Raw genomic sequence first — 23,004 nt, forward strand, 5'->3', positions numbered from 1 at the left:
CGCCCGGCGGGTCAGTCGTCGCCGGTGGCCACGGGGTTGGACGGGTCGGTCACCCAGTTGGACCAGGACCCGACATAAAGGGCGGCGGGGATGCCGGCGAGGTTGAGGGCGAGGATCTCGTGGGCGGCGGTGACGCCAGAGCCGCAGTAGGCGCCGACGTCCAGGGCGTCGGTCGCGCCGAGCTTCGCGAAGCGCTCGCGCAGCAGTTCGGGCGGCAGGAAGCGGCCGTCCACGCCGACGTTGCCGGACGTGGGCGCGTTGCGGGCGCCCGGGATGTGCCCGGCGACCGGATCGACCGGTTCCTGCTCGCCGCGGTAGCGCTCGGCGGCGCGGGCGTCCAGGAGGACGCCCGCCCTGGCCAGCTCGGCCGCGCCCTCTGCGTCCAGGACGGGCAGACGGCCCGGGTTGGCGATGAAGTCGCCCGGCTTGACCTCGGGTTCGGCGGTGCTCACCCGGTGGCCCGCCTCCGTCCAGGCGCGGTAGCCGCCGTCCAGGACGCGGACCCGCTCATGCCCGAAGTAGCGCAGCGACCACCAGACGCGGGCCGCGGACGTCGAGTCGGCATCGTCGTAGACCACGACCATGCTGTCCTGCGACACGCCGGCGCGGCGCATCGCCGACTCGAAGACGACCGGGCCGGGCAGCGGGTGCCGGCCGCCGGGGCCGGGCGGCCCGGCCACGTCGCGGTCGAGGTCGACGAAGACGGCGCCGGGCAGGTGCCCCCTCCGGTAGGACTCGATCCCCGGCGGCCCCGCCAGATGCCATCGGACGTCCAGCAGGACCACGGGTGTCTGCCGCCGGAGCAGCCGGTCCAGCGCGGGCACTTCGATGAGAGGGTGCACAGGGCCAGTTTGACCGCCGTCGCACGGATTAGGGAGGGGCGAAGCCTGGTTCATCTCACATCCGCGGGGTGTCAGGGACGGGACGTCGTCAGCAGCGGGACGAGCTGCTCGGCCGGGACGAGTGAGCCGTGCATGCCGACCATCCGGTTCAGCCACGGTTCCCGCTCGGACGCGACGATCGCGAGATCGCCGTGCGGGACGGCGATCACGTCGCCGATGCGTTCCGCCATCCCGTCGCCGAGCGGGCCGAACCAGCCGTCCGCCACGGCCTTGTCGCGCGGCAGGACCCAGGCCCGGCCGCCGAGCAGCTCCGTCCAGGCGGCGAGCACGTCGTCGTGGGCGCCCGGCTCGCTGTAGACGTAGCGGCAGCGGGCGTCCCCGCCGAGGAGCGCGACCCCGTCCTGCAGTTCGGGGACGGTGTCGGCGTCGACCCGCTCGGAGGGGTCGACCATGCCGTGGTCGGCCGTCACGTACAGGGCCGAACCGGGCGGCAGGACGGCCGCGATCCGCTGGACGAGCATGTCCACGAACCGGAGCTGGTGCCGCCAGTCGGCGGACCCGGCGCCGAACCGGTGACCGGTCGCGTCGAGGTCGGCGTGGTACACGGTCACGTAGGAGCGGTCGCCCCGGCGCAGCGCCATCTCGGCGCGTCCGACGAGCTGCCCCAGGCCCTCGGCGGACAGGTAGTCGGCGCCGCGGGCCGTCGCGCGGGTCAGCCCGGAACGCCGGTACTGGCGCAGCGACACGTACCCGACCTCGACGCCGTCCGCCGCGGCCCGCTCGTACGCGGTCGGGACGGGCTGGAACGCGGCCGGGTCGGGGTCGTCGTCCTTCCAGTGCAGGCAGTTCAGCAGCCGGCCGGCGCCGGGGATCGCCACCTGCAGGCCGAGCAGCCCGTGCCCGCCGGGCGGCGCGCCGGTCCCCAGCGAGGCGAGGCTGGTGACGGTGGTCGCGGGGAAACCGGCCGTGATCGGGCCGCCGTCCATCGCGTTCAGGTAGGGCGCCTCGTCCGGGTGGGCCTTGAGCTGCTCCCAGCCGAGCCCGTCGACGAGCAGCACGCAGGCGCGCGGCAGGCCGGGCAGGCCCAGCACGTTCACCGTGCCCGGGACGCCCAGCGACGCCAGCACCGAGACCGGCAGGTCAGCGAGCGCGCCGGACCCGTACCGCGGCACGGGCGGCTCCGGAGCCGCTCCACTCACCGCGGACCGCCCTGCTCGTGGGGGGCGACCCCCACACCCCCGACCAAGCAGACCGCCCGGCTCCCTCCGCTCCGCTGGCGCTCCGCTCCGGTCACCGCGCGGTCGCCGCCGACAGCTCCTCGGCGAACGCCAGCACTTGGGCCACCGCGTCCGCGCCGTCCGCCGCCTCGCTGACCCGCAGGGACAGGTCGTCGGCCGTGACGCTGCCGGTGTAGCCGTGGTCGGCCTCGCAGTTCTCGTCGCCGCACGTCGCCGGTTCGAGGTCGATGTGGGCGATGGCGCCCCAGCCGATGGTCAGCACGACCTCGGTGGGCGGCACCCCCGGCACGTAGGACGCGGGGTCCGGGACGACCCGGGTCACCGCGACCGACTGGACGCGTTCCAGCTTGACGGCCTCGGTGGTGGTGGACGCGTGCGGCTGGGCCATTCCCTCGCCGGGCGGGTGCTCGTCGGTGTGGCACACCAGCAGCCGCGCGGCGGACAGCACGAGCACCGTCACGTGCCGCCGCACCTCCATCGCGGGGTCGAACGTCGCCTCGTGGTGGACGACATAGGAGACGACGCGCTCGTCGCCGACGGCCGACTCGACCGCGTCCGCGACCAGGGCCGGGTAGTAACCGCTGCGCTCGATCGCCGTGCGCAACCCGCTCGCGGTCGCTCGGGTTTCCCTCATGGCCCCATCCTGCCCTGTCCGGGACGGACGCGCACATGACCGTCTCGGCACGCGGTCATTCCCGCGCCCGCTGGGTAGGGGGCAGGCATGGACGAGCATCCACTGCCGACCCCGCCTCCCGTGCCGCCGCCCACCCCGGATCCGGCCCCCACACCCCAGCCGCCGGTGCCGCCCGAGCCGCCGCCCGGCCCGACCCCGGGACCCCCGCCGCGGCCGCCCGGCCCCGTCCCGCCGGGGCCCTCGCCTGAGCCCGTGCCGCCCGGACCCGCCCCGGAACCCGTACCGCCCGGCCCCGCCCCGGAGCCGACGCCGCCGGCGCCACCGCCGGAGCCGATTCCGCCGGGCCCCGAACCCGACCCCGTCCCGCCCACTCCGGATCCGCACCCGCCGACGCCACCGGGCTAGGCGGCGGGGGTCAGAGGCGGCGGGGGGCCATCTCGGCGCGCGGGCCGAGGGGGCGCTCCAGCGTCAGCTTCACCTCGCGCACCGTGGCGCCGGACGCGTCCACCACGACCGGGTTCAGCTCCAGCCGCGCCACCTCGGGGAGGTCGTAGCCGAGGCGGGACGCCCGCAGCAGCAGCCGCTCCAGGGCCGCGACGCACACCGGCTCGGCGCCCCGGTGGCCGAGCAGCAACGGGGCGGTGCGGATCGCGCGGATCATCTCCGCCGCCTCCACGTCGGCGAGCGGCGACAGGCGGTAGGCGCGGTCGTCCAGCAGGTCGGCGGTCTCCTCGGCGATGCCGAACGAGATCAGCGCGCCGAACGAGCGGTCCTCCCTGACCACGATGCGGGTCGGCACCCCGTCCCCGCCTTCGCCGGCACCGCTTACACCGACCCCGCCTTCGCCGACCTCGATGCCGTAGCAGCCGAGCAGCTCCGCGGCCTGCTTCGGCGAAACGTCGACCGGTCCGTCGCCGAGCCACTCCGCCACCAGGACGCGCGCGCGGTCGCGGTCCACGTCGTCGAACACCGGCATGCGGCCGGCGGGGCGCTGCCGCCACTGCGCGTACCGGATCACGTACGCCAGGGCGCGGACCGCGTCCTCCGGCGACGGGTAGGACGGCACCGAGCCCTCGGCGGGCATCCCGTCCGGGCCGGGGATGCGCAGGTCGGCGGGCATTCCCTCGCCGCCGAGGTAGGTCGCCACGATCGGCTTGCCGGCGCCGGCGGCCAGCCGGAGGATCTTCCCGGGGACGCGCACGTCGTAGCCGCCGATCGTCGGCGGCGTGAACAGCGCCACGACCGCGTCGACGGTGTCGTCGGCGAGCGCGCCGGCGAGCGCGGCCTCGTAGTCGTCGGCGTCGGCGCTGGGTCCGAGGTCGATGCGCGGCCGGACGTCCAGGCCGAGCGCGGCGGCCTCGTCCTGCGCCAGCAGGCCCAGCGAGTTGGAGTTGTCGATGATCGCGATGCGGTCGCCCGCCGGGAGCGGCTGGTAGGCCAGCACCTGCGCCACGTCGAACAGCTCGGACAGGTCCTCCACCCGGATGACGCCGGCCTGCTCGAACAGCGCGCTGACCGCATGGTCGGGCAGCGTGAGCGCGCGCGCGGCGTGCCCCAGCGGGACGCCCTGCGTGCTGCGGCCGCTCTTCACCGCGACGATCGGCTTGCGTCGGCCGAGCCTGCGCGCCAGCCGCGCGAACTTTCGGGGGTTGCCCAGCGACTCCAGGTACAGCAGGACGGCCTTGGTGGCCGGGTCCTCCTCCCAGTACTGCATGAGGTCGTTGCCGGAGACGTCCGCCCTGTTGCCCGCGGAGACGAAGGTGGACAGGCCGAGGCCGCGTTCGGCCGTCCGCTGCAGGATGGCGATGCCGAGCGCACCGGACTGGGAGAAGAAACCGACCGGTCCGCGTCCCGGCATGGTCGGCGCCAGGGTCGCGTTGAGCCGCACCTCCGGGTCGGTGTTGGCGATGCCCAGGCAGTTGGGACCCACGACGCGCATCCCGTAAGCGCGCGCGAGGCTCACCAGTTCCTTCTGGGCGGCGCGTCCCTCCTCGCCCACTTCGCCGAAGCCCGACGACACCACGACCAGGCCGCGCACGCCCTTGCTCGCACACTGCCCCACGACCTCGTGGACGGCATCGGCACGGACGGCGACGACCGCGAGGTCCACATCGTCCGGGATCTCCAGGACGGACGCGTACGCGCGGACGCCCGCCACCGCCACCGCCGTCGGATGCACCGGGTAGACGGGCCCGCTGAAGTCTCCGGACAGCAGGTTGCGCAGGACGGTCTGCCCGACGCTGTGCTCCGCGCGGCTCGCCCCGATCACCGCGACCGACCCCGGGAACAGCAGCCGCTGGATCGACCGCGACTCGGCCCGGTGCTCGCGGGCCGTCATGACCTCCAGCGAGGTGTCGGTCGGCTCCAGGTCGAGGACGAGCTCGATCACGCCCTCCTCGAACCGCTGCTCCGCCCGGTAGCCCGCCTCCCGGAACACCCGCGTCATCCGGCGGTTGTCGGGCAGCACGCTCGCCACGAACCGCCGCACGCCCCGCTCCCGGGCGGCCGCCGCGATGTGCTCCAGCAGCACCGCCCCGAGGCCGCGGCCCTGGTGCGCGTCCTCCACCAGGAACGCGACCTCCGCGGTCTCCGGCCGGTCGCCGAGCCGGTCGTAGCGGACGACCGCCACCATCACCCCGGCGATCGTGGCGATCAGCGCCACGCGCCGGTCGTGGTCGACGGTGGTGAAGTGCTCGACGTCACGGTCCGACAGGTGCGGGCGCGGCGAGAAGAACCGGTAGTAGATCGACTCCGGGGACAGCCGCTCGTGGAAGGAGCGCAGCAGGTCCGCGTCCTCGGGCCGGATGGGACGCAGATGGGCCGTCCCGCCGTCGCTCAGGACGACGTCGGCCTCCCACTGGTCCGGGTACCGCTCGGTCACGTACCCGAGGGTAAGGCACGGACGCTCCCGGGCCGCTCGGGAAAAATTAAGCTTCCCCGGGTTTCGCTGCGCGTTCGAGACCTAATCCGGGCTCAAGAGCTGTTACGGTCGACCACACGTCCAAGAATTGCCGCTCGCGCGGGCCGTGTTGATCGAGGTGATGACCCCATGACGCGCGTGGTCGTGGTCGGCGATCTTATGACAGACACCGTGGCGCGTGCCGCGTTCCCCCTGGCGAAGGGGAGCGACACTCCCGCCGCCGTGACGACCCACGGGGGCGGCTCGGGCGCCAACGTGGCGGCCTGGCTCGCCCTTGAGGGGGTCGACGTCGCGTTCGTCGGCCGCCGCGGGTCCGACATCGCGGGCCGGAACCGGGACATGGAGATGATGGGGTACGGCGTCGACGCCCGCCTCGTCATGGACCAGGAACGTCCCACCGGCACGTGTGTGATCATGGTCACCCACAAGGGCGACCGGACGATGCTGTCCGATCCGGGCGCCAACGGCGCGCTCCTCCCCGAGGACATCGAGCGCTGCAAGGACCTGTTCTCGCAGGGCACCCACCTGCACCTGTCCGGCTACTCGCTGATGAACGAGGGCTCCCGGAAGGCCGCCATCCACACCCTGGACCTCGCCCGCCAGGCGCAGATGTCGGTGTCGGTGGACGGCGGCTCGTCCTCCCCGCTCAAGCGCATGGGCGCCGAGCCGTTCCTCGAGTGGACGCAGGGCGCCCGCCTCCTCGTCGTCAACGCCAAGGAGGCGGAGATCCTCACCGGCCGCGACACGCCGGAGCAGGCCGCCAAGGTGCTGACCGCCTGGTACCCGCAGGTCGTGATCAAGAACGGCGCCGACGGCGCCATCTGGTACACCAACGGCCGGCCCGAGCCCGTCACGGTCGCCGCCGAGCCCGTCGACAAGGTCGTCGACGGCACCGGCGCCGGTGACGCGTTCGTCGCGGGGTTCCTGCCGCCCTGGCTGGACGGCAAGCAGCCCGCCGACGCCCTCACCGCCGGCTGCCGCCTCGCCGCCCAGGCCATGAAGCACCTGGGCGCCCGCCCCACCCTCGACGTGGTCGACAACCAGATCAAGTAGCGGCCCCGCTACGCGAGCGGGGTGTAGGTGCGGACGTCCTCCTTCACCGCCGCCCAGAGGCGGTTGAGGGGATGCCCCGCGTCGTAGCGCTCCAGGTCGGCGCGGCGGACGAAGGCGCCCGTCATCAGTTCGGCCTTGGGCTCCAGATCGTCGTGGAGCCCGATGGCGCGGAGCGGGACGGCGTCGGGGTCTCCCTGGGCTGCCATCCCGCGGCCGATCGACCCGGTGACGATCATGCAGCCGCGGACGAACCCGGACCGCAGCAGCGACAGCCCGTAGTGGACGTCGTCGATGTCGGCGACGACGTTGAGCCGGTCGCGGAAGTTCGGCCCGTACCAGGTGGCCAGCAGGTCGGCCACCAGGCCGGCGGGCGGAACCACCAGCGGGACGCGGCCGAGCCCGCTGGTCTCGACGGGCGTGTCCGGCAGCTCGTTCTCCGGCAGGTTGGTCAGCAGCAGCGCCTGGCCCCGCGCGTACTCGATGACCTCGTACTCCTTGAGGCGCAGGTCGCCCTCGGGGGTGCTGACGATGCTGCCGCAGATCAGGTCGACCTGCCGGTTCTCCAGGCGTGACCACACGTCCTTGGTGCGGACGTGGGCGACCTTGAACTCCACCTCGCGCTGCCGGAACTCCTCGGAGACGCGGTTCCAGGCCCGGGAGACGATCGGCAGGGTGAACTCGGTGGTGCCGACGGTCAGCATCCGCCCGAGACGGCGCCGGCTCAGATGAATGGACTCCAGCCATTTGTCGAACGTCATGCGCGCCAGTTCGACGGTGCTCTCCCCGGTGGGCGTGAACAGGAAGTCCTTGCCGCGCCCCTGCCGGACGGTGAGCACCTCCCCGCAGAGGCTCTGGCTGTTGCGGTTCAGGATGTCGAGCTGCTTCTGGACGCTCGACTGCTCCCGGCCGAGGGCGCGCGCGGCCCGCAGCGCCGACCCCGTCTCGTGCACCACCAGAAGGGTCCGCAGCTGGTCGAACGTCGTGTCGAGCAGCCCGGACGGGCAATCCAGCAGCGCATCGAGGGTCACGTTGACGGACATTACTACCTGTTTCGACGTGCCGCGGAAATGGCCGAGCGGCCACCCGGGCGGGAAATGATGACATTTCCCGCTGAACTTATCTCAAGATGTTCTTGCAAACAACTGGACAGAGTTTTCTAACCTCTAGAACACTTTCTGCTGTCTCCGCCGCCGTCACCCGTCCCTCTCAGGACGGCGGCGCTCCCGGGCGTGCCCCGGCGGTGCCGGCCGCCGGGGCCGCCGCCCGGCGCCACCGAGCTCCCGTTCGCCGCGGCCCTTCTCCGCCGCGGCGCCGGGACCGGACGCCGGCCCGTGCGCGGGGCCGCGCGCACGGGCCGGCCCGATCGTCCCGCCCGCGCCCACGGGGGCGCGCGGGCGGCCCACGATCACCCCGCTCGCCCGGGTCGCCGGCCGAACTCAGGACCCGGCGGGCCGGGCCCCGGCCGACGGCTTCGTCCGCCGGTATCGCCGGATGCCGTCCGATGGATTCGGGAAGACCGAAGGTTCACCGATGAATAGACGGTGCCCCGGCGGTCTGTACGGAGACCCCAGTGGCCGGGCGGGCGCGGTCGGCGGCGCGGCCGACGCTGAACATGCGACGCCGACATGACGGCCGCGTCCGAGCGACCGCGTCGTCGGCACCGCGTCGTCGGCACCGCCTTTCCCGCACACAACCGATCGGAGTGATCATGAAGAACCCGATTTCCCAGCTCGACGAACGCTTCAGCGACCCCGGCGTCGAGCCGGTCCCGTGGGCGACCACCCTCGAGGCACTGGAATCCGCCCAGCTGTACTGGATCACCACCGTCCGCTCCGATGGACGGCCTCACGTCACTCCCCTCGTCGCCGTGTGGCTGGACGACGCGCTCCACTTCACCACCGGCCCCGAAGAGCAGAAGGCCCTGAACCTCGCCGGCAACCCCAGGGTGGCCCTGACCACCGGCTGCAACCGGTGGGACGGCGGCCTGGACGTGGTCGTCGAGGGCGCGGCCGAACGCGTCACCGCACGCCCCGACCTCGAACGGCTCACCGCCGCCTGGGCGACCAAATGGGACGGCCGGTGGGAGTTCCAGGTGACCGACAGCGGCTTCGGGCACGCCGAAGGCGGGGCCCTCGTCTTCGCCGTCCGCCCCACCAAGATCCTCGCCTTCGCCAAGGGCGCCTCCGCCTTCGCCCAGACCCGCTACACCCCCGCCCACTGACGAAGTGAGTCGGCTGGCGGAGGTCGCGGGCGGGTGGGTGGTGGTGCCCTTCCTAGTTGGGAATCGCCAGGGTTAGCGGAAGGACTGATTCGGCGCCCGCCTCCTTGAGGAGGCGGGTGGCCACGGTCATGGTCCAGCCGGTTTCCACCCGGTCGTCCACCAGGAGGACGGGGCCCGGGTTCCCGGGAAGTGCGGTGGCCAGGCCCTCGGGGACGGCCAGGGCGTGCCAGACGGAGCGCAGGCGTTGGGCGCTGTTGTGCCGGCGGGGGACGGGCTCGCCGAGGGGTGTCAGCTCGCCCAGGTAGGGCAGGCGGCCGATCCGGGCGATGCTCTGGCCGAAGCTGGTGACCAGGCGCGGACGGGAGCGGGAGCCGATCGTGACGACGCCGGTGGGGCGGGCGGACCAGTCCCACGCGGTGAGGACCTTGACGACCGCGTCCACCAGGTCGGCGGGGACGTCCGTGTCGGGGCCGGCGAACAGTTCGCGGAGGCGGTTGCCCCAGCCGATGTCGGTGAGGCGGCCGAGGGCGCGGCCCGTCTCGGCCTGGAGGTCGGGTTTGATGCGGCCGGAGACGCCGAGGTCGTCCTTGACGCCGGTGGGCCACATGCGGCGGGGTGCGATGTCGACGCCGGGACGGTGCAGCCGGTCACGGGCCTGGGTGGTGCTCTCCCGGGTGACGTCGGTGGGCCAGTGGCGGCCCGTGCAGTTGTCGCAGCGGCCGCAGGGGGCGGCGGCGGGGTCGTCCAGCTGGCGGCGTAGGTACTCCTCCCGGCAGGTCTGGGTCGAGATGTAGTCGAGCATCGCCTGCTGCTCGCGGCGGCGTTCGGCGGTGACGCGCTCGTAGCGTTCGCGGTCGTAGGACCAGGGTTCGCCGGTGGACGTCCAGCCGCCCTTGACGCGGCGGGCGGCGCCGTCCACGTCGAGGACCTTGAGCATCATCTCCAGGCGGGACCGGGTGAGGTCGACCCTCGGTTCGAGAGCGCCGGTGGACAGCGGCCGGCCGGCCGCTTCGAGGACGTCCAGGGTCGCGCGGACGGTCTGTTCCGGCGGGAACGCGAGGCTGGCGAAGTAGGCCCAGATGTCGCGGTCCTCCCGGCCGGGGAGCAGGAGGACCTCGGCGCGGTCGACGCCGCGGCCGGCTCGTCCGATCTGCTGGTAGTAGGCCACCGGCGACTGCGGGGCGCCGACGTGGACGATGAAGCCGAGGTCGGGTTTGTCGAAGCCCATGCCGAGGGCGCTGGTGGCGACGAGCGCCTTGAGCTTGTTGTCCTGAAGGTCTTGTTCGGCCTGGAGGCGCTCGGTCTGCTCGGTCTGGCCGGAGTAGGCGGCGACCTCGTGGCCCCGGTCGCGCAGGTATCCGGTGATCTCGTGCGCGGCGGCGACGGTGAGCGTGTAGATGATGCCGGAGCCCGGCAGGTCGGCGAGGTGCTCCTCCAGCCAGGCGATGCGCTGCTCGGCGGTGGGGAGCTTGACGACGGCGAGGTGCAGCGACGCGCGTTCGAGCGTGCCGCGCAGGACGAGGGCGTCGTCGCCGGCGAGCTGCTCGGCGACGTCCTTGGTGACGCGGGCGTTGGCGGTGGCGGTGGTGGCGAGCACCGGGATTCCGGGCGGCAGCTCGGCGAGCAGGGTGCGCAGCCGCCGGTAGTCGGGCCGGAAGTCGTGGCCCCAGTCGGAGATGCAGTGCGCCTCGTCGACGACGACCAGGCCGGCGCCGGCGGCGAGCTTGGGCAGGACGAGGTCGCGGAAGTCGGGGTTGTTGAGCCGCTCGGGACTGACGAGCAGGACGTCGACCTCGCCGGCCTCCACTTCGGCGAAGATCTGCTCCCAGTCGCCGGTGTTGGACGAGTTGATCGTGCGGGCGTGGATGCCGGCCCGGTCGGCGGCCTCGATCTGGTTGCGCATCAGCGCCAGCAGCGGCGAGACGATCACGGTGGGGCCGGCGCCGCGCTCGCGGAGCAGCCGGGTCGCCACGAAGTAGACGGCGGACTTGCCCCAGCCGGTGCGCTGCACGACCAGGGCCCGGCGCCGCTCGACGACGAGCGCGCTGATCGCGGTCCACTGGTCGTCGCGGAGCCGCGCGTGGTCGCCGGCGAGGGCGCGCAGGCAGCGCTCGGCATCGTCCCGGAGCTGGTCTGGAGTGCTCATGCGTCCTTGGTACCAGCGCCGTGGAAGACACCGCACCAGAATCGCGTTCTGTGGAAAAGGTAGGTCCGAAGCCGCTGATTTCGGATGCCCGGGCCATGGGTAGCCTGCCAGTCAAGATCGGTTACAAGGCGGGAAGGGGCACGGGCGGGGGAATGCGCGCGGCCGAACGCTTGCGGCGGACATGGCAGGTCCTGATGGACGGGGCGCCCCCCGAACCGCCCGAGGAGGAGCCTGGCGAGACCGTCGATCCGCGGGCGATCGACCTGGTCCTGCGCGTAGGCGAACTGCTGCTGGCCAGTGGTGAGACCACCGAGCGCGTCAACGAGGCGATGCTCAGTCTGGCCGTCGCCTATGAACTGCCCCGCTGTGAGGTACAGGTCACGCTGACGAGCCTTCTGGTCTCGGCTCACCCCGGGAAAGGCGCGTCGCCCATGACGGGGTCACGGGCCATCCGGCGCCGTACCCCGGCGTACTGGCGGCTCACCGCGCTGCACCAGCTCGTCCAGGACGCGTCCATCGGCATGTTGGAGCTGGACGACGCCCACGAGCGGCTGGGGAAGATAAAAGCGGGCCGCCCCCCGTATCCGGCCTGGCTCATGGTCGTATCGCTGGGTCTCATCGCCGCCTCCGGCAGTGTGCTGTCCGGTGGCGGGCCGCTCGTGGCGACCACCGCGTTCTTCGCCACGCTGCTCGGCGACCGCACCGCCGCCGCCCTGGCGCGGCGCGGCATCGCGGAGTTCTTCCAGCTGACGGTGGCCGCCGGGATCGGCGCCGGGGCGGCGGCCCTGGTGGTGGCGCTGGGCAACCCCAAGGACGCCGCGACGATCGTGACCGGGGCGATCCTGGCCCTGCTGCCGGGACGTCCGCTGGTCGCGAGCATCCAGGACGGCATCACCGGCGACCTGGTCAGCGCCGGGGCCCGGGTGCTGGAGGTCTTCTTCATGATCGCCGCGATCGTCGCGGGGCTCGGCGCGGTCGTCTACATCGGGGTCACGCTGCACGTGCCGATCGACGTCAGCCACCTGCCCACACCTGCTGCGGAGCTGAGACCGGTCGCCGTCATCGCCGCCGCCGCCATCTCGGTGACCTTCGCGATCTCCCTCGCCGCGCCGAGGTACGTGCTCACGGCCGCGGGCCTGGGCGGGGGGCTCATCTGGGTGCTGTTCGTCCTCGCACGCCTGTGGAACGTTCCGCCCGTTCTGGCGGCGGCGGTGGCGGCCACCATCGTCGGTGTGGCGGCGAACTGGCTGGCCCGCAGGAACAGGCAGCCCGTCATGCCGTACGTGGTCCCGGCCATCGGCCCCCTCCTGCCCGGGACCGCGCTCTACCGGGGCATGGTCGAGCTCAACACCGGCTCGCCGAACACGGGCGTGCTGAGCCTGATCGGAGCGGTGTCCGTGGCGCTCGCCCTGGCCGCGGGCGTCAACCTCGGCGGCGAGTTCGTCCGGGCGTTCCAGCGCGTCGGCCTCGGCGCGTCCGGCCGCTGGGCCCGTCCGGCGGCCCGCCGCACCCGCGGCTTCTGAGCGCGCCGCCCGGCGCCGGCGTCATTCTGTCGGTGACGGACGTTACGTTCGCCGCATGTACCGACAGGGAGACATCCTGATCCTGCCCGTGCCCGAGGAGGCGGTCCCCCGGTCCGTCCGCGACCTGCCGCCGGCCCCGCGCGACGGCCGGGGGCGCATGGTGCTGGCGCTCGGCGAGGCCACCGGGCACGCGCACGCGCTGTCCGCGCCCGGGACGCTGCTGCGCGTCCCCGATCCGCTCGCCCCGGACCATCTGCACCTGCCGTCCGGCGGGCGCCTGGTCCACGAGGAGCACGCGGCGATCACCTTGCCCAAGGGGTGGTACCGGGTGATCCGCCAGCGCGAGTACGTGCCCGGCGCGGTCCGCGTCGTGGCCGACTGAAGGGTTACGGGATGCTCACCGGAACGGTACGAGAGACCCACTACGTGGTCGGCGACTGGCAGTCTGCGGCTTTCGGCACCGGTCCCGCCGACCGGCGCCGGGCCGAGGCGGGCGTGGCCGCGGCCTACGCCGCCGCGGGCCTGGACGCCCCCGAACGGTACGTGTGGGTCCCCTCTCCCGCACGCGGCGCCGTCGTCGCGGCCGTCCTGGCCGGGCACGGCGACGCCCTGAAGACGGCGGGGCTGGGCGATCTCCTTGAGGGGGCCCACGCCGACCTGGGCTCGGTCGCGGCGGGCAACAGCGTCCTCGCGGACGTGCGTACGCGCCCCTGGGAGGCGGAACGTGCGGCGGCCTGCTCCGAACAGGGGCCGGAGCAGTGGCCGCGCACGTGGGCCGACACCGGGGGCCTGCTCTGGAACCAGGTCCAGTCGCTCGTCACGCGGGTGCGCGCCGCCGTCGGCGAGCAGGCCCATGCCGCGCTCGGGGCCGGGAGCCCGCTTCCCGCCACCGAGCAGGAGCGCGTCGCCTCCCTGCTGCGCGCCGCCACCCTCGACGCTGTCCTAGGGCAGCACGACGCGCCTTGGCTGGCGCTGTTCGAGTCGCTCGGACGGCTGGACGGCCCGCTTTCCGGCCTCGCGGAGGTCGCCCGCTCGGCCGGCTGGTGGTGGCCCTACGAGCGGCTGGTGATCCTTTCGGAACGTCCCAGCGAGCTGTATCGGGACGAGCCCGGACGGCTGCACCGGGGCGACGGTCCCGCCCTCGCCTATCCGGACGGATTCGCACTGCACGCCTGGCGCGGCATGCCGATCCCGCCCGATTTCGTCTCCTCGCTGACCGGGCTGACGCCGGGCCGCATCTCCTCCGAGGAGAACGCCGAGTTGCGCCGCGTCATGCTGGAGATCTTCGGGTACGACCGCTACCTGGCCGAGACCGGCGCGCGTCCCCTGCACCGCGACGAGACGGGCGTTCTGTGGTCCATCGACCTGCCCGGCGACGAGTCCGTGGTCATGGTCGAGGTCGTCAATTCCACGCCCGAACCCGACGGAACGCATCGCACCTATTATCTGCGCGTCCCGCCCGGCACCCGCACAGCGCGCGCGGGGGTCGCCTGGACGTTCGGTGTGGACGAAGCCGACTACCATCCCGAGAAACAGACCTGAGCCCGCGGGCGTCCCTCGCGCTTCCCCCATCACGAGGGACGCCCGCTCTCCCCCTGTCCCCGCTCAGATCACCTACGACGCCTGTGACGGTCTGCGCTTACGGGAGGGTGAGCAGGGTGGGGATTCGTTCCAAGATGCCGTCGGCGAAGGTGTCGTAGAGGGCCAGCGGTTCCAGGTGGACGTAGCCGATATGGCAGTCGCAGGTGTCGAGCGGGCAGGGGCGCGGGGCCAGAGCGGCCCTGAAGGAGCCGTCGTACAGGTTGCCCAGGACGGACGGTACGAAGTGGCAGCGGCGAACCGTGCCGTCGCCGTCCACGGACACGACCGTCTCTCCCGTACGGCAGGGGAGGCCGCGGCTGGCGTGGGGGCGGCGGCTGAGCGGGAAGAGCGGGTCGATCTCGGTCCAGGAAGCGGCTTCGGCGTCGGAGTAGGTGAGTCCTTCCGCGGCGTTGACCCACAGGTACGTGCCGGTGGGGAGGTCGGCGCGCAGGCGGCGGGCGGCGTCGAGGTGGTCGGGTTGCCCGACGATGCCGACGCTGAAGCGGACGCCGCGTGCCTTCAGGTCGCGGCATTTGCCCAGGAAGCGTTCGTAGGGGACCTGGCCGGGATGGTAGGTCGCCCACAGTGCGAGCCGGGTGAGGTCCGCGCCGGACGTCCACGAGACGCGGTGGCTGAGGTTGGTCTGGATCGCCACCCGTTCGACGTGCGGTAGGTGGCTCAGTGTGGTGAGGGCCTGCCTGTACCAGGAGCGCACCAGGCCCTCGCCCCATGGGGTGAACAGGACGGAGATCGGGTGGTCGCGAGTGGAGACCCATTCTGTGAAGCGCTCGAGCGCGGCACGGTCGGTGCGGAGCTGGGCCGGAGTGTCGCGGCGCTTGGCGAAGGGGCAGTACGGGCAGTCGTAGTCGCAACTGGCGAGGGGGCCCCGGTAGAGCATGGTGAGGTGGTCCATCAGCGAGCCTCGTAGGAGTCCATGAGCGCCTGGACGTGGGAGGAGAAGAGGGCGGGCCCGATGGCGTCGGAGTAGGCGAGCCCTTCCGGGGTGAGACGCACGGTGGTGACGGACGTCTCCAGCCATCCACGGTCGGCGAACGATGCGAGGTCGGCGAAGTCGTCCAGCGGGTCGGTGCCGAAGCGCGCACGGTAAGCCACCCGGTCGACCCCCGGCGCCTGGAGCAACGATTGGACGAGGTGGCGGCGGCGTTCTTCTTCGTCGTCCAGTTCGAATCCCACGCGTGCGGTGGTGAAGTCCGTCTCGCTCACATAGGAGTCGATGATGGAGCGCACCTGGCCGGCGCCGACCGCGTATTCGAATGAGTAGTGCAGGCGGGACGTGTAGGAACGGGCTCCGCATCCCAGGCCGACCATGCCATCGGTCTGGCAGCAGTACTCCGTGCCGTTGGCCCTGCCAGTGGCCCTGTCGTTGGCGCTGACAGTGGCCCGGTCGCCCGCGTTGGCGCCGCTGCCAGGCAGGCGGAACATCCGCATCGACACCTGCTCGTAGCCTTCGGCCAGAAGGCGGTCACGGCCGATGCCATACAGGGTGAGGCGCTGGTCGTCCCAGTCTTGGGCACGACGCCCCAGGCCGGTCAGCGGACGGACGTAGAGGGGATACAGGTAGATCTCCTCTGGGTGCCAGGCAAGGGCAGCCTCCAGGGAGTGCATCCATGTCAGAGGTGTCTGTCCGTCGATGCCGTAGATGAGGTCGATGTTGAGGGTCGGGAAGCCCACCGCCCTGATGCGGTCTAGCGCGGCCTCCACTTCGGCGCGTTTCTGGGGCCGGACGGCGGCGCGGGCCTCTTCGTCCAGGAAACTCTGCACGCCAATGGAGATTCGAGTGGTTCCGCGTTCGGCGAGCACGGTCAGCCGGTCGGTGGTCGCGGTGGCGGGGGAGGTCTCCACGCCCAGCGGAATCGTCCCGAAGCCGTGGAACCGTGCGGCGATGTCGCAGAGCCGCTCCAGTTCCGGTGCGGTGAGGTAGGTCGGCGTTCCCCCGCCGAAGGCGGCCGTGGCGAAGACGGGGGCGTCCAGGGCGTCCAGTACGGCGGTCGCCTGCCGGTCGAGGGCGTCCAGATAGGCGCCGGTCAGTTCTTCAGGAGCGCCCGTGCGGGTGAACAGGTTGCAGAAGCCGCACCTCATCTCGCAGAAGGGCACGTGGAGGTAGAGGAAGAGCGAGTCGACCGACTCCGCCGCCCATACATCGCTAAGCGAAGGGGCAGGGCGCAGCGGACGGTAGGAGGTCTTGTGCGGGTACGCGTAGACGTATCCCTGGTAAGGCTTCACGGTAGAACGAACTCCCCGTACGGAACGGTCCAGACGGCTTCGTGGCCGATGCGGTGCCCCGTGTGGCCGTCCTCGCCGTAGGCCGTCCCGTGGTCGGAGCAGACGATGACGAAGCAGGGGCGGCGCATCAGCGCGAACAGCCGGCCGATGTGGGCGTCGACATGGCGGAGGGCGGCGGCGTGGCTGGCGCGCGTGTCCCCGTCCTCCTGCGTGGCACCGGGCAGGTGGAACCAGTTGGGCTGGTGCAGGGACGCGACGTTCAGCAGCAGGAACAGCCGCCGGTCGGACGGGAGACGTCCCATGATCTCGGCGACGCGGTCGATCTGGTTGGGCAGCGCCTCGGGGTCGGTCACTCCGAACGCTCGCTCCCAGTGGCTCTCGGCGAACAGCGACGGGAGCGCCGACCCGAGCGGCGTCAGCTTGTTGAAGAACCCGACGCCGCCCACGCAGACGGTGTGGTAGCCGGCGGCGGCGAGCCCGGACGGGAGGTCGGCGGCGTCGAACGTCCACGTATGGGGTGCGGTCGTCTCGCTGCCGGGGAACGCTGCGGCGAACAGTCGCGGGTGGGGCCCGGGGGCCGCGGGTGTCGGCATGAACCCCGCCAGCATCGCGGCGTGTGCGGCGTAGGTGAAGCTGCCCGGCGTGTGACGGCGCTCCCAGCGCCCTCCTGGCAGCAGACCGGCGAGCGTGGGCGTCTCGTCCGACGCGGCCAGTTCGGCGGCCACGTCGTAGCGCAGCGTGTCGAGGGTCACCAGCAGCAGATCGTGGCTGCCGATGACGTCGTTCATGTCGCGCATGTGAGCGACACGATCTGCGCGGCATAGGTGTCGAGCCCTTCGGCGGGCCCACCGGGGAGGCCGGTCAGCCCTGGGAGCAGGTCACCGAACGCGTTCACCTCGCACACCGCGAACCGTTTCAGCCCCGCCCCCACAAGGAGGTCAACGCCGACCATCGGACTGCCGGGGAAACAGGCCGCGGCCCGCGCGCACACGTCGAGTGCCCGCTGCCATCCATCTTCGCCAAGCATGTGCTGGACCGCTCCCAGGTCTCCCCTGGCACCGCCCAGATGCAGGTTGGTCATCGGCGTACGGCTCGTCCGGACGACCGCATGCGTGGGTTCGCCGTCGATGACGACGACCCGCAGGTCGAACACGCGGCCGTCAAGCGTGGCCTTGGGCAGCCACCGCTCCACGTGGAGGCCGTCCGGCGCGAGCAGGCCGATCAACGCCGCAACCTTCTCCTCGGTCTCGTAGGAGCGCACGCGCAGCGAGTTGAACAGCCGGTCCCCCGCCATGAACGCCGAGCTCACGGCCCGGACCCGGCCCGGCGCGGTCTGCAGCGCGACGACCCCGGACGCGGACGAGCCGTGCGCCGGCTTGACGAACACGCGCCGCTCCCCCGCCTCCTCCATCCGCGAACGAAGCGCCGCATACCCGTTGATGTCCGGCAGGGCGGCGGGGACGGGCACCCCGGCGGCGAGCAGCCGGGCATGCGACAGCCGCTTGTCGAACATGACCGCTATGTCCTCGATGTCGCCAAGAACGCTCGCCCCCGCCGCCGACGCCGCCCCGGACAGCCGCCGCAGCCCCGCCGTGAACGTCGCGTACCAGCGCGCGCCGCCGCCCACCCGGGACGGCTCGCCGGGACCGCGCAGCAACGCGTCGGCTTCGCGATCCTCCCCTGGCGAGTCGATGCGCACCAGATCGCCCGCCCGCAGCGGGAGCGGTGCACCGCTCAGCACGTCCGTCCAGGGAACGAGCCGCGGCTCGGGGAGACCGGCAGACCGGCACGCCTGCGCGAACAGCGCGGGACGGCGGTCGCCGGGCGTCCCCACAACGACGAGGTTCATTCCGCGACCGCGATGTAGGAGGCGCTCAAGTCGAGCTCGTACCGGCGCCACTTGGGCTTCAGCCACTCCGGCCGCCCTTGCGGCTCGTCCAGATTCACCCGGACGCCCGGCAGCGCCTCCCGCACCCGTCCGGCCATCGCGTCGGACAGGAAGTGGTGGTGCAGATCGAGTTCGCCGAGGTGGCCGAGCGGGTGCCCGGCCAGCAGCGCCTCCGCGCCCGCGTCACTGAGCGCGCCCCTCGCCAGGCTCAGCGACTCCAGCCGCGCGACGACCGGCGCGTCCGCGACGGCCTCGGCGATCCGGTCCTGAAGGGCGGCGTTCTCCAGGCCGAGCCGCCGCAGCGACGGCAGCCGGTCACCCGCCAGGATCGGCGCGAGGTCGTCGACCGACGCACACCCGTCCACCTGGTTGACGCCGATCCACATGTCGAGGTGGCGCAGCGCGGGCAGGTCGCTGTCGGCCACCGCCGAGACGATCTCCGCCGGGAGCATGGTCGCCTCGAACCGCAGCGTCCGCAGCCGCGAGCCGCGCAGCGGCTCGAACCACAGCCCGTCGGAACCGCGGATCTCGAAGTGCTCCAGCTCCGGGAACGCCTCGAACAGCGGCGACACGTCGGACTGCTTGATCCACGAGAGATGGAGGTCCCAGTCGCGGATGTCGCCGAGGAACAGCGCCCGCAGATTCGGAAGCCGGTCGGCGGCGTCCACCAGCCGTTCCACCGGGTCGAACTCCTCGCAGTCGAACCCCCAGTAGCCGATGACGAGATGGGTGACCCGCGTCGTGTCGACCGTCCGGAGGAAGAGGTCGAAGTTCTCGGGGACCTCCGCCCCCCACGCGCCGTTGTCCTGGACGTGGTGATAGATGCCCCACGCCACGCCGTCCGGGGCGGGCAGCGGGCCCTCCGGTTCCCCGTCGAACGTGTGGACGGGCAGGCCGGCGAACGTCGAGAGGCGTTCCTGGATCATTCGGATACCGCGATGTAATGCCAGTCGCCGTCCGGCTTCTCCTGGTCGTCCAGATTGACCTGGACACCGGGCAGCGCCGCCCTCACCCGCTCGACCATGGCGTCGGACAGGAAGTGATGGTGCAGGTCGAGTTCGCGCAGGTGGGTGAGCGGCTGCCCGGCGAGCAGCGCCTCCGCGCCCTGGTCGGTGAGGACGCCCATCGCCAGGCTGAGCGACTCCAGCCGCGCCACGACGGGCGCGCCAGCGACCGCCGCGGCGATCTCGTCCTGGATCTCGCTGTCCTCCAGGCCGAGGTGGCGCAGCGCGGGCAGCCGCTCGCCGCCGAGGAAGGGCGCGAGGTCGGCGACCGTCGCGTCGCCGCCGTAGTTGTCCTCGCCGAGCCACAGGTCGAGGTGCTCCAGGTTCGGCAGCTCGCTCGCCCCGACGGCCCGGACGACCCCGGCCGGCAGCCCGCCCGACTCGAACCGCAGCACCTTCAGCCGGTCGCTCTTGATCGGGTCGAGGCCGAGGCCCTGCGCGCCGCGCACCTCGAACCGCTCCAGGTCGGGGAACGCGGCGAACAGCGGCGTGATGTCGGAGTGCTCGATCCAGGAGATCTCCGACTCCTCACCGGTGATGTCGCCGAGGAACAGGGCCCGCAGCTTCGGGAAGGAGCCGGCGACCTCGGTGAGCAGCGCCACCGGGTCGGCGGCGCCGGAGTCGTAGGACGCCCCCCAGTAGCCGATGATCAGCGCCGTGACCTCGGCGGTGTCGACCGTCCGCAGGAACCGCGCGAAGACGTCGCCGAACGCCTCCTCGTCGAAGGACGTCCCGACGGACCAGGCGACCTCGCCCGCCGGCGGCAGCGGGTCGCCGCCGGCGCCGTGGCCGTCGCCCTCGCCGTCGCCCTCACCGGTCTCCGCCACGTCCGTGTCCTCGTTGAACGTGATGACCGGCAGGCCGACATATTCCTCAAGGTGCTGATAAACGCCCATGGGTTCCCTTCGCGAGTTCGTCGGCACATGTCCTATCAGGACCGGCGGACAAACGCGGCGGTTTCCCCGTACGGCGACCCCGGCACCGGTACCGGCGCAGGCGTCGGCACGCGTCAGGAGGCGATCAGCACCGACCCCTTGTACTTGTCCTCGACGAACTTCTTCACCTCGGGACCCTGCAGCAGCTGGACGAGCTTCTTCACGCGCGCGTCGTCCTCGTTCTCCGGCAGCGTGACGACGCCGTTGGCGTACGGGTTGCCCTCGGCCTTCTCGGCGGCGAGCGCGTCCTTGTTCGGCGCCAGCCCGGCCTCGATGGCGTAGTTGCCGTTGATGACCGACAGGTCCACGTCGTCCAGCGACCGGGGCAGCTGCGCCGCCTTGACCGGCTTGAACTTCAGGCCCTTGGGGTTGCTCGCGATGTCGCGCGGGGTCGCGGTCGTCGGCGCGTCCGGCTTCAGCGTGAGCAGGCCGTTGTCGGCGAGCAGCTTCAGCGCGCGGCCCTCGTTGGCGGGGTCGTTCGGGACGGCGACCTCCGCGCCCTGCGGAACGTCCTGCAGGTTCTTCACCTTCTTGGAGTAGACGCCGAGCGGCTCCAGGTGGACGGGCGCGACGAACGTCAGCTTCGTCCCCGTCTGCTTCTCGAACTCCTGCATGAACGGCACGTGCTGGAAGTAGTTCGCGGTGACCTGCTTCTCCTTCAGCGCGGTGTTCGGCTGCTGGTAGTCACTGAACTCCACGATCTCGATCTTGAGGTCGGACTTGGCCGCCAGATTGTCCTTGACGTAGGTCAGGATGTCGCCGTGCGGGACGGGGTTGACCGCGACCTTCAGCGGGGCGTCCGGATCGTCCGACGCCGCCGAGGAGCCGCAGGCGGTCAGCCCCGCGAGGAGACCGACGGAGGCCAGCGCGACAGTGAACTTGCGAAGCACGACAAGTGCCTTTCTGTGGGTTACCTGTGGGTCAGCCGACGGGCGAGGAGATCCCCCGCGGCCTGGATGAGCAGGACGAGGACGATGAGCAGGCCGACGGTGGCGAGCATGACCTTGGTCTCGAAGCGCTCGTAGCCGTAGACGACGGCGAGGTTGCCGAGCCCCCCGCCGCCGACCGTCCCCGCCATGGCCGTGTAGCCGATCAGCGCGATGACGGTGACGGTCAGGCCGGACACGAGGCCCGGCCGCGCCTCGCGCAGCATGACCTTGCCGACGATCTCCCGGCGGGTGGCGCCCATCGCGTGCGCCGCGGCGATCACGCCCGGGTCGACCTCGCGCAGCGCGATCTCGACGAGCCGCGCGTAGAACGGGATGGCGCCGATCGTCAGCGGGACGATCGCGGCGGCGTTGCCGATGCTGGTGCCGACGACGATCCGGGTGAAGGGGATGATCGCCACCATCAGGATGAGGAACGGTAGCGAGCGGCCGATGTCGACGATGACGCCGAGCGCCCGGCCGGCCGGCGGCGCGGGCAGCAGCCCGCCGCGCTCGGTGACCACCAGCAGCACGCCGAGCGGCAGGCCGAGGACGACGGTGAACAGCGTGGCCACGCCGGTCATGTAGAGGGTGTCCACGGTGGCGGGCCACAGCAGCGGGGCGACCTCGTTCCAGGTCATCGGGCGTCCTCCCGGTTCTCGGTGCCGGAGCGGTCCCCGATGCGGGCGACGGCGTCGGCGCCGAACTCGGCGTCTGTGCGGTTCCGGACATCGACGGTCAGGCCGGACTCCCGGAGGAAGGCCAGCTGCGTGGCGTTCGTCGCGGGGTCGCCGGGCAGTTCGAGCTGGAGCCGCCCGACGCGCTCGCCGCCGACCGTCTCCACCGCGCCGCCGAGGATGTTCACGTCCAGCGAGTACTTGCGGGCCAGGGCCGACACGAACGGCTCGTCGGTGGTGTCGCCGGTGAAGGTGACCTCGACGAGGGTCCACCCGGCGCGGGGCTCCGCCGGCGGCAGCGGGAACAGGTCCCGCGCGAGCTCCGAGCCCGGGCGGGCGAGCAGCCGCGTCACCGGTCCCGACTCGGTGAGGCGGCCGTCGCGCATCACCGCGGCCGAGTCGCAGATGCGCTTCACCACGTCCATCTCGTGGGTGATCAGCAGGATGGTGAGGCCGAGCCGCCGGTTGAGGTCGCGCAGCAGCTCCAGGATCGACGCGGTGGTCTCCGGGTCGAGCGCGGACGTCGCCTCGTCCGACAGCAGCACCTTCGGACGTCCGGCGAGGGCGCGGGCGATGCCGACCCGCTGCTTCTGCCCGCCGGAGATCTGCGCCGGATACGCCCGAGCGTGCCCGCCGAGCCCGACCAGCTCCAGCAGTTCGGCCACGCGCCGCGCCCGCTCGGCGCGCGGGACGCCCATGACCTCCAGCGGGAACGCGACGTTCCCGGCGACCGTCCGGCTGCCGAGCAGGCCGAAATGCTGGTGGATCATGCCGATGCCCTGGCGGGCCCGGCGCAGGCTCCCGCCGCGCAGCGCGAGCAGGTCCTGCCCGCCGACCACGACGCGGCCCTCGTCGGGGCGTTCCAGCAGGTTCACGCAGCGCAGCAGGGTGCTCTTGCCGGCGCCGCTGCGTCCGAGCACGCCGAAGACCTCGCCCTCGGCGATCGTCAGATCGACCCCGTCGACGGCGATCACCTCGCGGCCGCGGTCACGGTAGCTCTTTCGAAGTTTTTCGATCTGAATCACAGGAAATCATCCAGGCTGGCAGGGGGTGCCGAACAAGCGGCGGCGGTCAGCGGGGAACGGCACGCGGCGCGACGCGACGCGTGGAGCGCGCGAGCGCTCAGGAAAGGCCGGGCGGGAAGGGCGCGTGGCTCAGCAGATGGCGTTCGA

20 protein-coding genes are annotated in these 23,004 nt (G+C 72.3%); 5 read left to right on the forward strand and 15 right to left on the reverse strand.

What is annotated here, in order from left to right; translation table 11 throughout:
• Positions 1-11: 11 nt before the first annotated feature.
• The 4 genes from SM418_RS05700 to SM418_RS05715 all read right to left on the reverse strand — a co-directional run bounded on the left by SM418_RS05700 (position 12) and on the right by SM418_RS05715 (position 5,595).
• Positions 12-842, reverse strand: a complete 831-nt coding sequence (locus tag SM418_RS05700; RefSeq protein ID WP_371939523.1) for a sulfurtransferase — start codon at positions 840-842, stop codon at positions 12-14.
• A 71-nt stretch (positions 843-913) separates the two neighbouring features.
• A complete protein-coding gene (locus tag SM418_RS05705; protein WP_371939524.1) occupies positions 914-2,014 on the reverse strand; it encodes an alkaline phosphatase family protein in 1,101 nt (366 codons plus the stop codon).
• A 118-nt stretch (positions 2,015-2,132) separates the two neighbouring features.
• Positions 2,133-2,714, reverse strand: a complete 582-nt coding sequence (locus SM418_RS05710) for a DUF5998 family protein (RefSeq protein WP_371939526.1) — start codon at positions 2,712-2,714, stop codon at positions 2,133-2,135.
• A gap of 415 nt (positions 2,715-3,129) precedes the next feature.
• Entirely contained in the window at positions 3,130-5,595 is a 2,466-nt protein-coding gene (locus SM418_RS05715) for a bifunctional acetate--CoA ligase family protein/GNAT family N-acetyltransferase (protein WP_371939527.1), read from the reverse strand.
• A gap of 168 nt (positions 5,596-5,763) precedes the next feature.
• Here SM418_RS05715 and SM418_RS05720 point away from each other — a divergent pair, with 168 nt between their 5' ends.
• On the forward strand, positions 5,764-6,687 hold the full coding sequence (locus tag SM418_RS05720) for a carbohydrate kinase family protein (protein WP_371939528.1): 924 nt from the start codon (positions 5,764-5,766) through the stop codon (positions 6,685-6,687).
• Between the two features lie 8 nt (positions 6,688-6,695).
• Here SM418_RS05720 and SM418_RS05725 read toward each other — a convergent pair whose 3' ends face one another.
• Positions 6,696-7,715 (reverse strand): LysR family transcriptional regulator, encoded by a 1,020-nt coding sequence (locus SM418_RS05725; protein WP_371939529.1) that lies wholly within the window; start codon positions 7,713-7,715, stop codon positions 6,696-6,698.
• A 680-nt stretch (positions 7,716-8,395) separates the two neighbouring features.
• Here SM418_RS05725 and SM418_RS05730 point away from each other — a divergent pair.
• Positions 8,396-8,908 carry a pyridoxamine 5'-phosphate oxidase family protein gene (locus tag SM418_RS05730; RefSeq protein WP_371939531.1) on the forward strand — a complete coding sequence of 171 codons (513 nt, stop codon included), beginning with the start codon at positions 8,396-8,398 and terminating at the stop codon, positions 8,906-8,908.
• Between the two features lie 52 nt (positions 8,909-8,960).
• On the opposite strand, the gene SM418_RS05735 is transcribed toward SM418_RS05730, so the two are convergent.
• Positions 8,961-11,054, reverse strand: coding sequence for a RecQ family ATP-dependent DNA helicase (locus SM418_RS05735; RefSeq protein WP_371939533.1), 2,094 nt, complete (start codon positions 11,052-11,054; stop codon positions 8,961-8,963).
• A gap of 95 nt (positions 11,055-11,149) precedes the next feature.
• On the opposite strand from SM418_RS05735, the gene SM418_RS05740 reads away from it, so the two are divergent.
• The 3 genes from SM418_RS05740 to SM418_RS05750 are packed head-to-tail and all read left to right on the forward strand — an operon-like array spanning position 11,150 to position 14,119.
• On the forward strand, positions 11,150-12,577 hold the full coding sequence (locus SM418_RS05740) for a threonine/serine exporter family protein (RefSeq protein ID WP_371939534.1): 1,428 nt from the start codon (positions 11,150-11,152) through the stop codon (positions 12,575-12,577).
• 55 nt (positions 12,578-12,632) lie between these two features.
• A complete protein-coding gene (locus SM418_RS05745; protein ID WP_371939536.1) occupies positions 12,633-12,959 on the forward strand; it encodes a DUF8820 family protein in 327 nt (108 codons plus the stop codon).
• 11 nt (positions 12,960-12,970) lie between these two features.
• The gene (locus SM418_RS05750; protein WP_371939537.1) at positions 12,971-14,119 is read left to right on the forward strand and encodes a DUF6745 domain-containing protein; all 1,149 of its coding nucleotides are present in this window, start codon (positions 12,971-12,973) and stop codon (positions 14,117-14,119) included.
• Positions 14,120-14,216: 97 nt separating this feature from the next.
• Here SM418_RS05750 and SM418_RS05755 read toward each other — a convergent pair whose 3' ends face one another.
• The 9 genes from SM418_RS05755 to SM418_RS05795 form a co-directional block, all read right to left on the reverse strand.
• The gene (locus SM418_RS05755; RefSeq protein ID WP_371939539.1) at positions 14,217-15,071 is read right to left on the reverse strand and encodes an STM4011 family radical SAM protein; all 855 of its coding nucleotides are present in this window, start codon (positions 15,069-15,071) and stop codon (positions 14,217-14,219) included.
• The gene (locus SM418_RS05760) at positions 15,071-16,402 is read right to left on the reverse strand and encodes an STM4012 family radical SAM protein (RefSeq protein WP_371939540.1); all 1,332 of its coding nucleotides are present in this window, start codon (positions 16,400-16,402) and stop codon (positions 15,071-15,073) included. The genes SM418_RS05755 and SM418_RS05760 overlap by 1 nt, the downstream gene beginning before the upstream one ends.
• Complete coding sequence (locus SM418_RS05765; protein WP_371939542.1) at positions 16,399-17,199, reverse strand: STM4013/SEN3800 family hydrolase; 801 nt, start codon at positions 17,197-17,199, stop codon at positions 16,399-16,401. Before SM418_RS05765 ends, SM418_RS05760 begins: the two co-directional genes overlap by 4 nt.
• Positions 17,187-18,251, reverse strand: a complete 1,065-nt coding sequence (locus tag SM418_RS05770) for an STM4014 family protein (RefSeq protein ID WP_371939543.1) — start codon at positions 18,249-18,251, stop codon at positions 17,187-17,189. The genes SM418_RS05765 and SM418_RS05770 overlap by 13 nt, the downstream gene beginning before the upstream one ends.
• Positions 18,248-19,216, reverse strand: coding sequence for an STM4015 family protein (locus SM418_RS05775; protein ID WP_371939544.1), 969 nt, complete (start codon positions 19,214-19,216; stop codon positions 18,248-18,250). The genes SM418_RS05770 and SM418_RS05775 overlap by 4 nt, the downstream gene beginning before the upstream one ends.
• Positions 19,213-20,190, reverse strand: a complete 978-nt coding sequence (locus SM418_RS05780; RefSeq protein ID WP_371939545.1) for an STM4015 family protein — start codon at positions 20,188-20,190, stop codon at positions 19,213-19,215. Before SM418_RS05780 ends, SM418_RS05775 begins: the two co-directional genes overlap by 4 nt.
• 113 nt (positions 20,191-20,303) lie before the next feature.
• Positions 20,304-21,119 carry a MetQ/NlpA family ABC transporter substrate-binding protein gene (locus tag SM418_RS05785; protein ID WP_371939546.1) on the reverse strand — a complete coding sequence of 272 codons (816 nt, stop codon included), beginning with the start codon at positions 21,117-21,119 and terminating at the stop codon, positions 20,304-20,306.
• Between the two features lie 20 nt (positions 21,120-21,139).
• Entirely contained in the window at positions 21,140-21,796 is a 657-nt protein-coding gene (locus SM418_RS05790; protein WP_371939548.1) for a methionine ABC transporter permease, read from the reverse strand.
• Positions 21,793-22,857 carry a methionine ABC transporter ATP-binding protein gene (locus SM418_RS05795; protein WP_371939550.1) on the reverse strand — a complete coding sequence of 355 codons (1,065 nt, stop codon included), beginning with the start codon at positions 22,855-22,857 and terminating at the stop codon, positions 21,793-21,795. Before SM418_RS05795 ends, SM418_RS05790 begins: the two co-directional genes overlap by 4 nt.
• Positions 22,858-23,004 lie beyond the last annotated feature (147 nt).

Source organism: Actinomadura chokoriensis, assembly GCF_041463665.1.
In the GTDB taxonomy this organism is placed as follows: domain Bacteria; phylum Actinomycetota; class Actinomycetes; order Streptosporangiales; family Streptosporangiaceae; genus Spirillospora; species Spirillospora chokoriensis_A.

Coding starts and splice junctions, on each gene's coding strand:
- SM418_RS05775 (WP_371939544.1), bottom strand. CDS start 19,216: ATGATCCAGGAACGCCTCTCGACGTTCGCCGGCCTGCCCGTCCACACG.
- SM418_RS05755 (WP_371939539.1), bottom strand. CDS start 15,071: ATGGACCACCTCACCATGCTCTACCGGGGCCCCCTCGCCAGTTGCGAC.
- SM418_RS05765 (WP_371939542.1), bottom strand. CDS start 17,199: ATGCGCGACATGAACGACGTCATCGGCAGCCACGATCTGCTGCTGGTG.
- SM418_RS05720 (WP_371939528.1), top strand. CDS start 5,764: ATGACGCGCGTGGTCGTGGTCGGCGATCTTATGACAGACACCGTGGCG.
- SM418_RS05770 (WP_371939543.1), bottom strand. CDS start 18,251: ATGAACCTCGTCGTTGTGGGGACGCCCGGCGACCGCCGTCCCGCGCTG.
- SM418_RS05780 (WP_371939545.1), bottom strand. CDS start 20,190: ATGGGCGTTTATCAGCACCTTGAGGAATATGTCGGCCTGCCGGTCATC.
- SM418_RS05740 (WP_371939534.1), top strand. CDS start 11,150: ATGGGTAGCCTGCCAGTCAAGATCGGTTACAAGGCGGGAAGGGGCACG.
- SM418_RS05745 (WP_371939536.1), top strand. CDS start 12,633: ATGTACCGACAGGGAGACATCCTGATCCTGCCCGTGCCCGAGGAGGCG.
- SM418_RS05730 (WP_371939531.1), top strand. CDS start 8,396: ATGAAGAACCCGATTTCCCAGCTCGACGAACGCTTCAGCGACCCCGGC.
- SM418_RS05735 (WP_371939533.1), bottom strand. CDS start 11,054: ATGAGCACTCCAGACCAGCTCCGGGACGATGCCGAGCGCTGCCTGCGC.
- SM418_RS05790 (WP_371939548.1), bottom strand. CDS start 21,796: ATGACCTGGAACGAGGTCGCCCCGCTGCTGTGGCCCGCCACCGTGGAC.
- SM418_RS05750 (WP_371939537.1), top strand. CDS start 12,971: ATGCTCACCGGAACGGTACGAGAGACCCACTACGTGGTCGGCGACTGG.
- SM418_RS05710 (WP_371939526.1), bottom strand. CDS start 2,714: ATGAGGGAAACCCGAGCGACCGCGAGCGGGTTGCGCACGGCGATCGAG.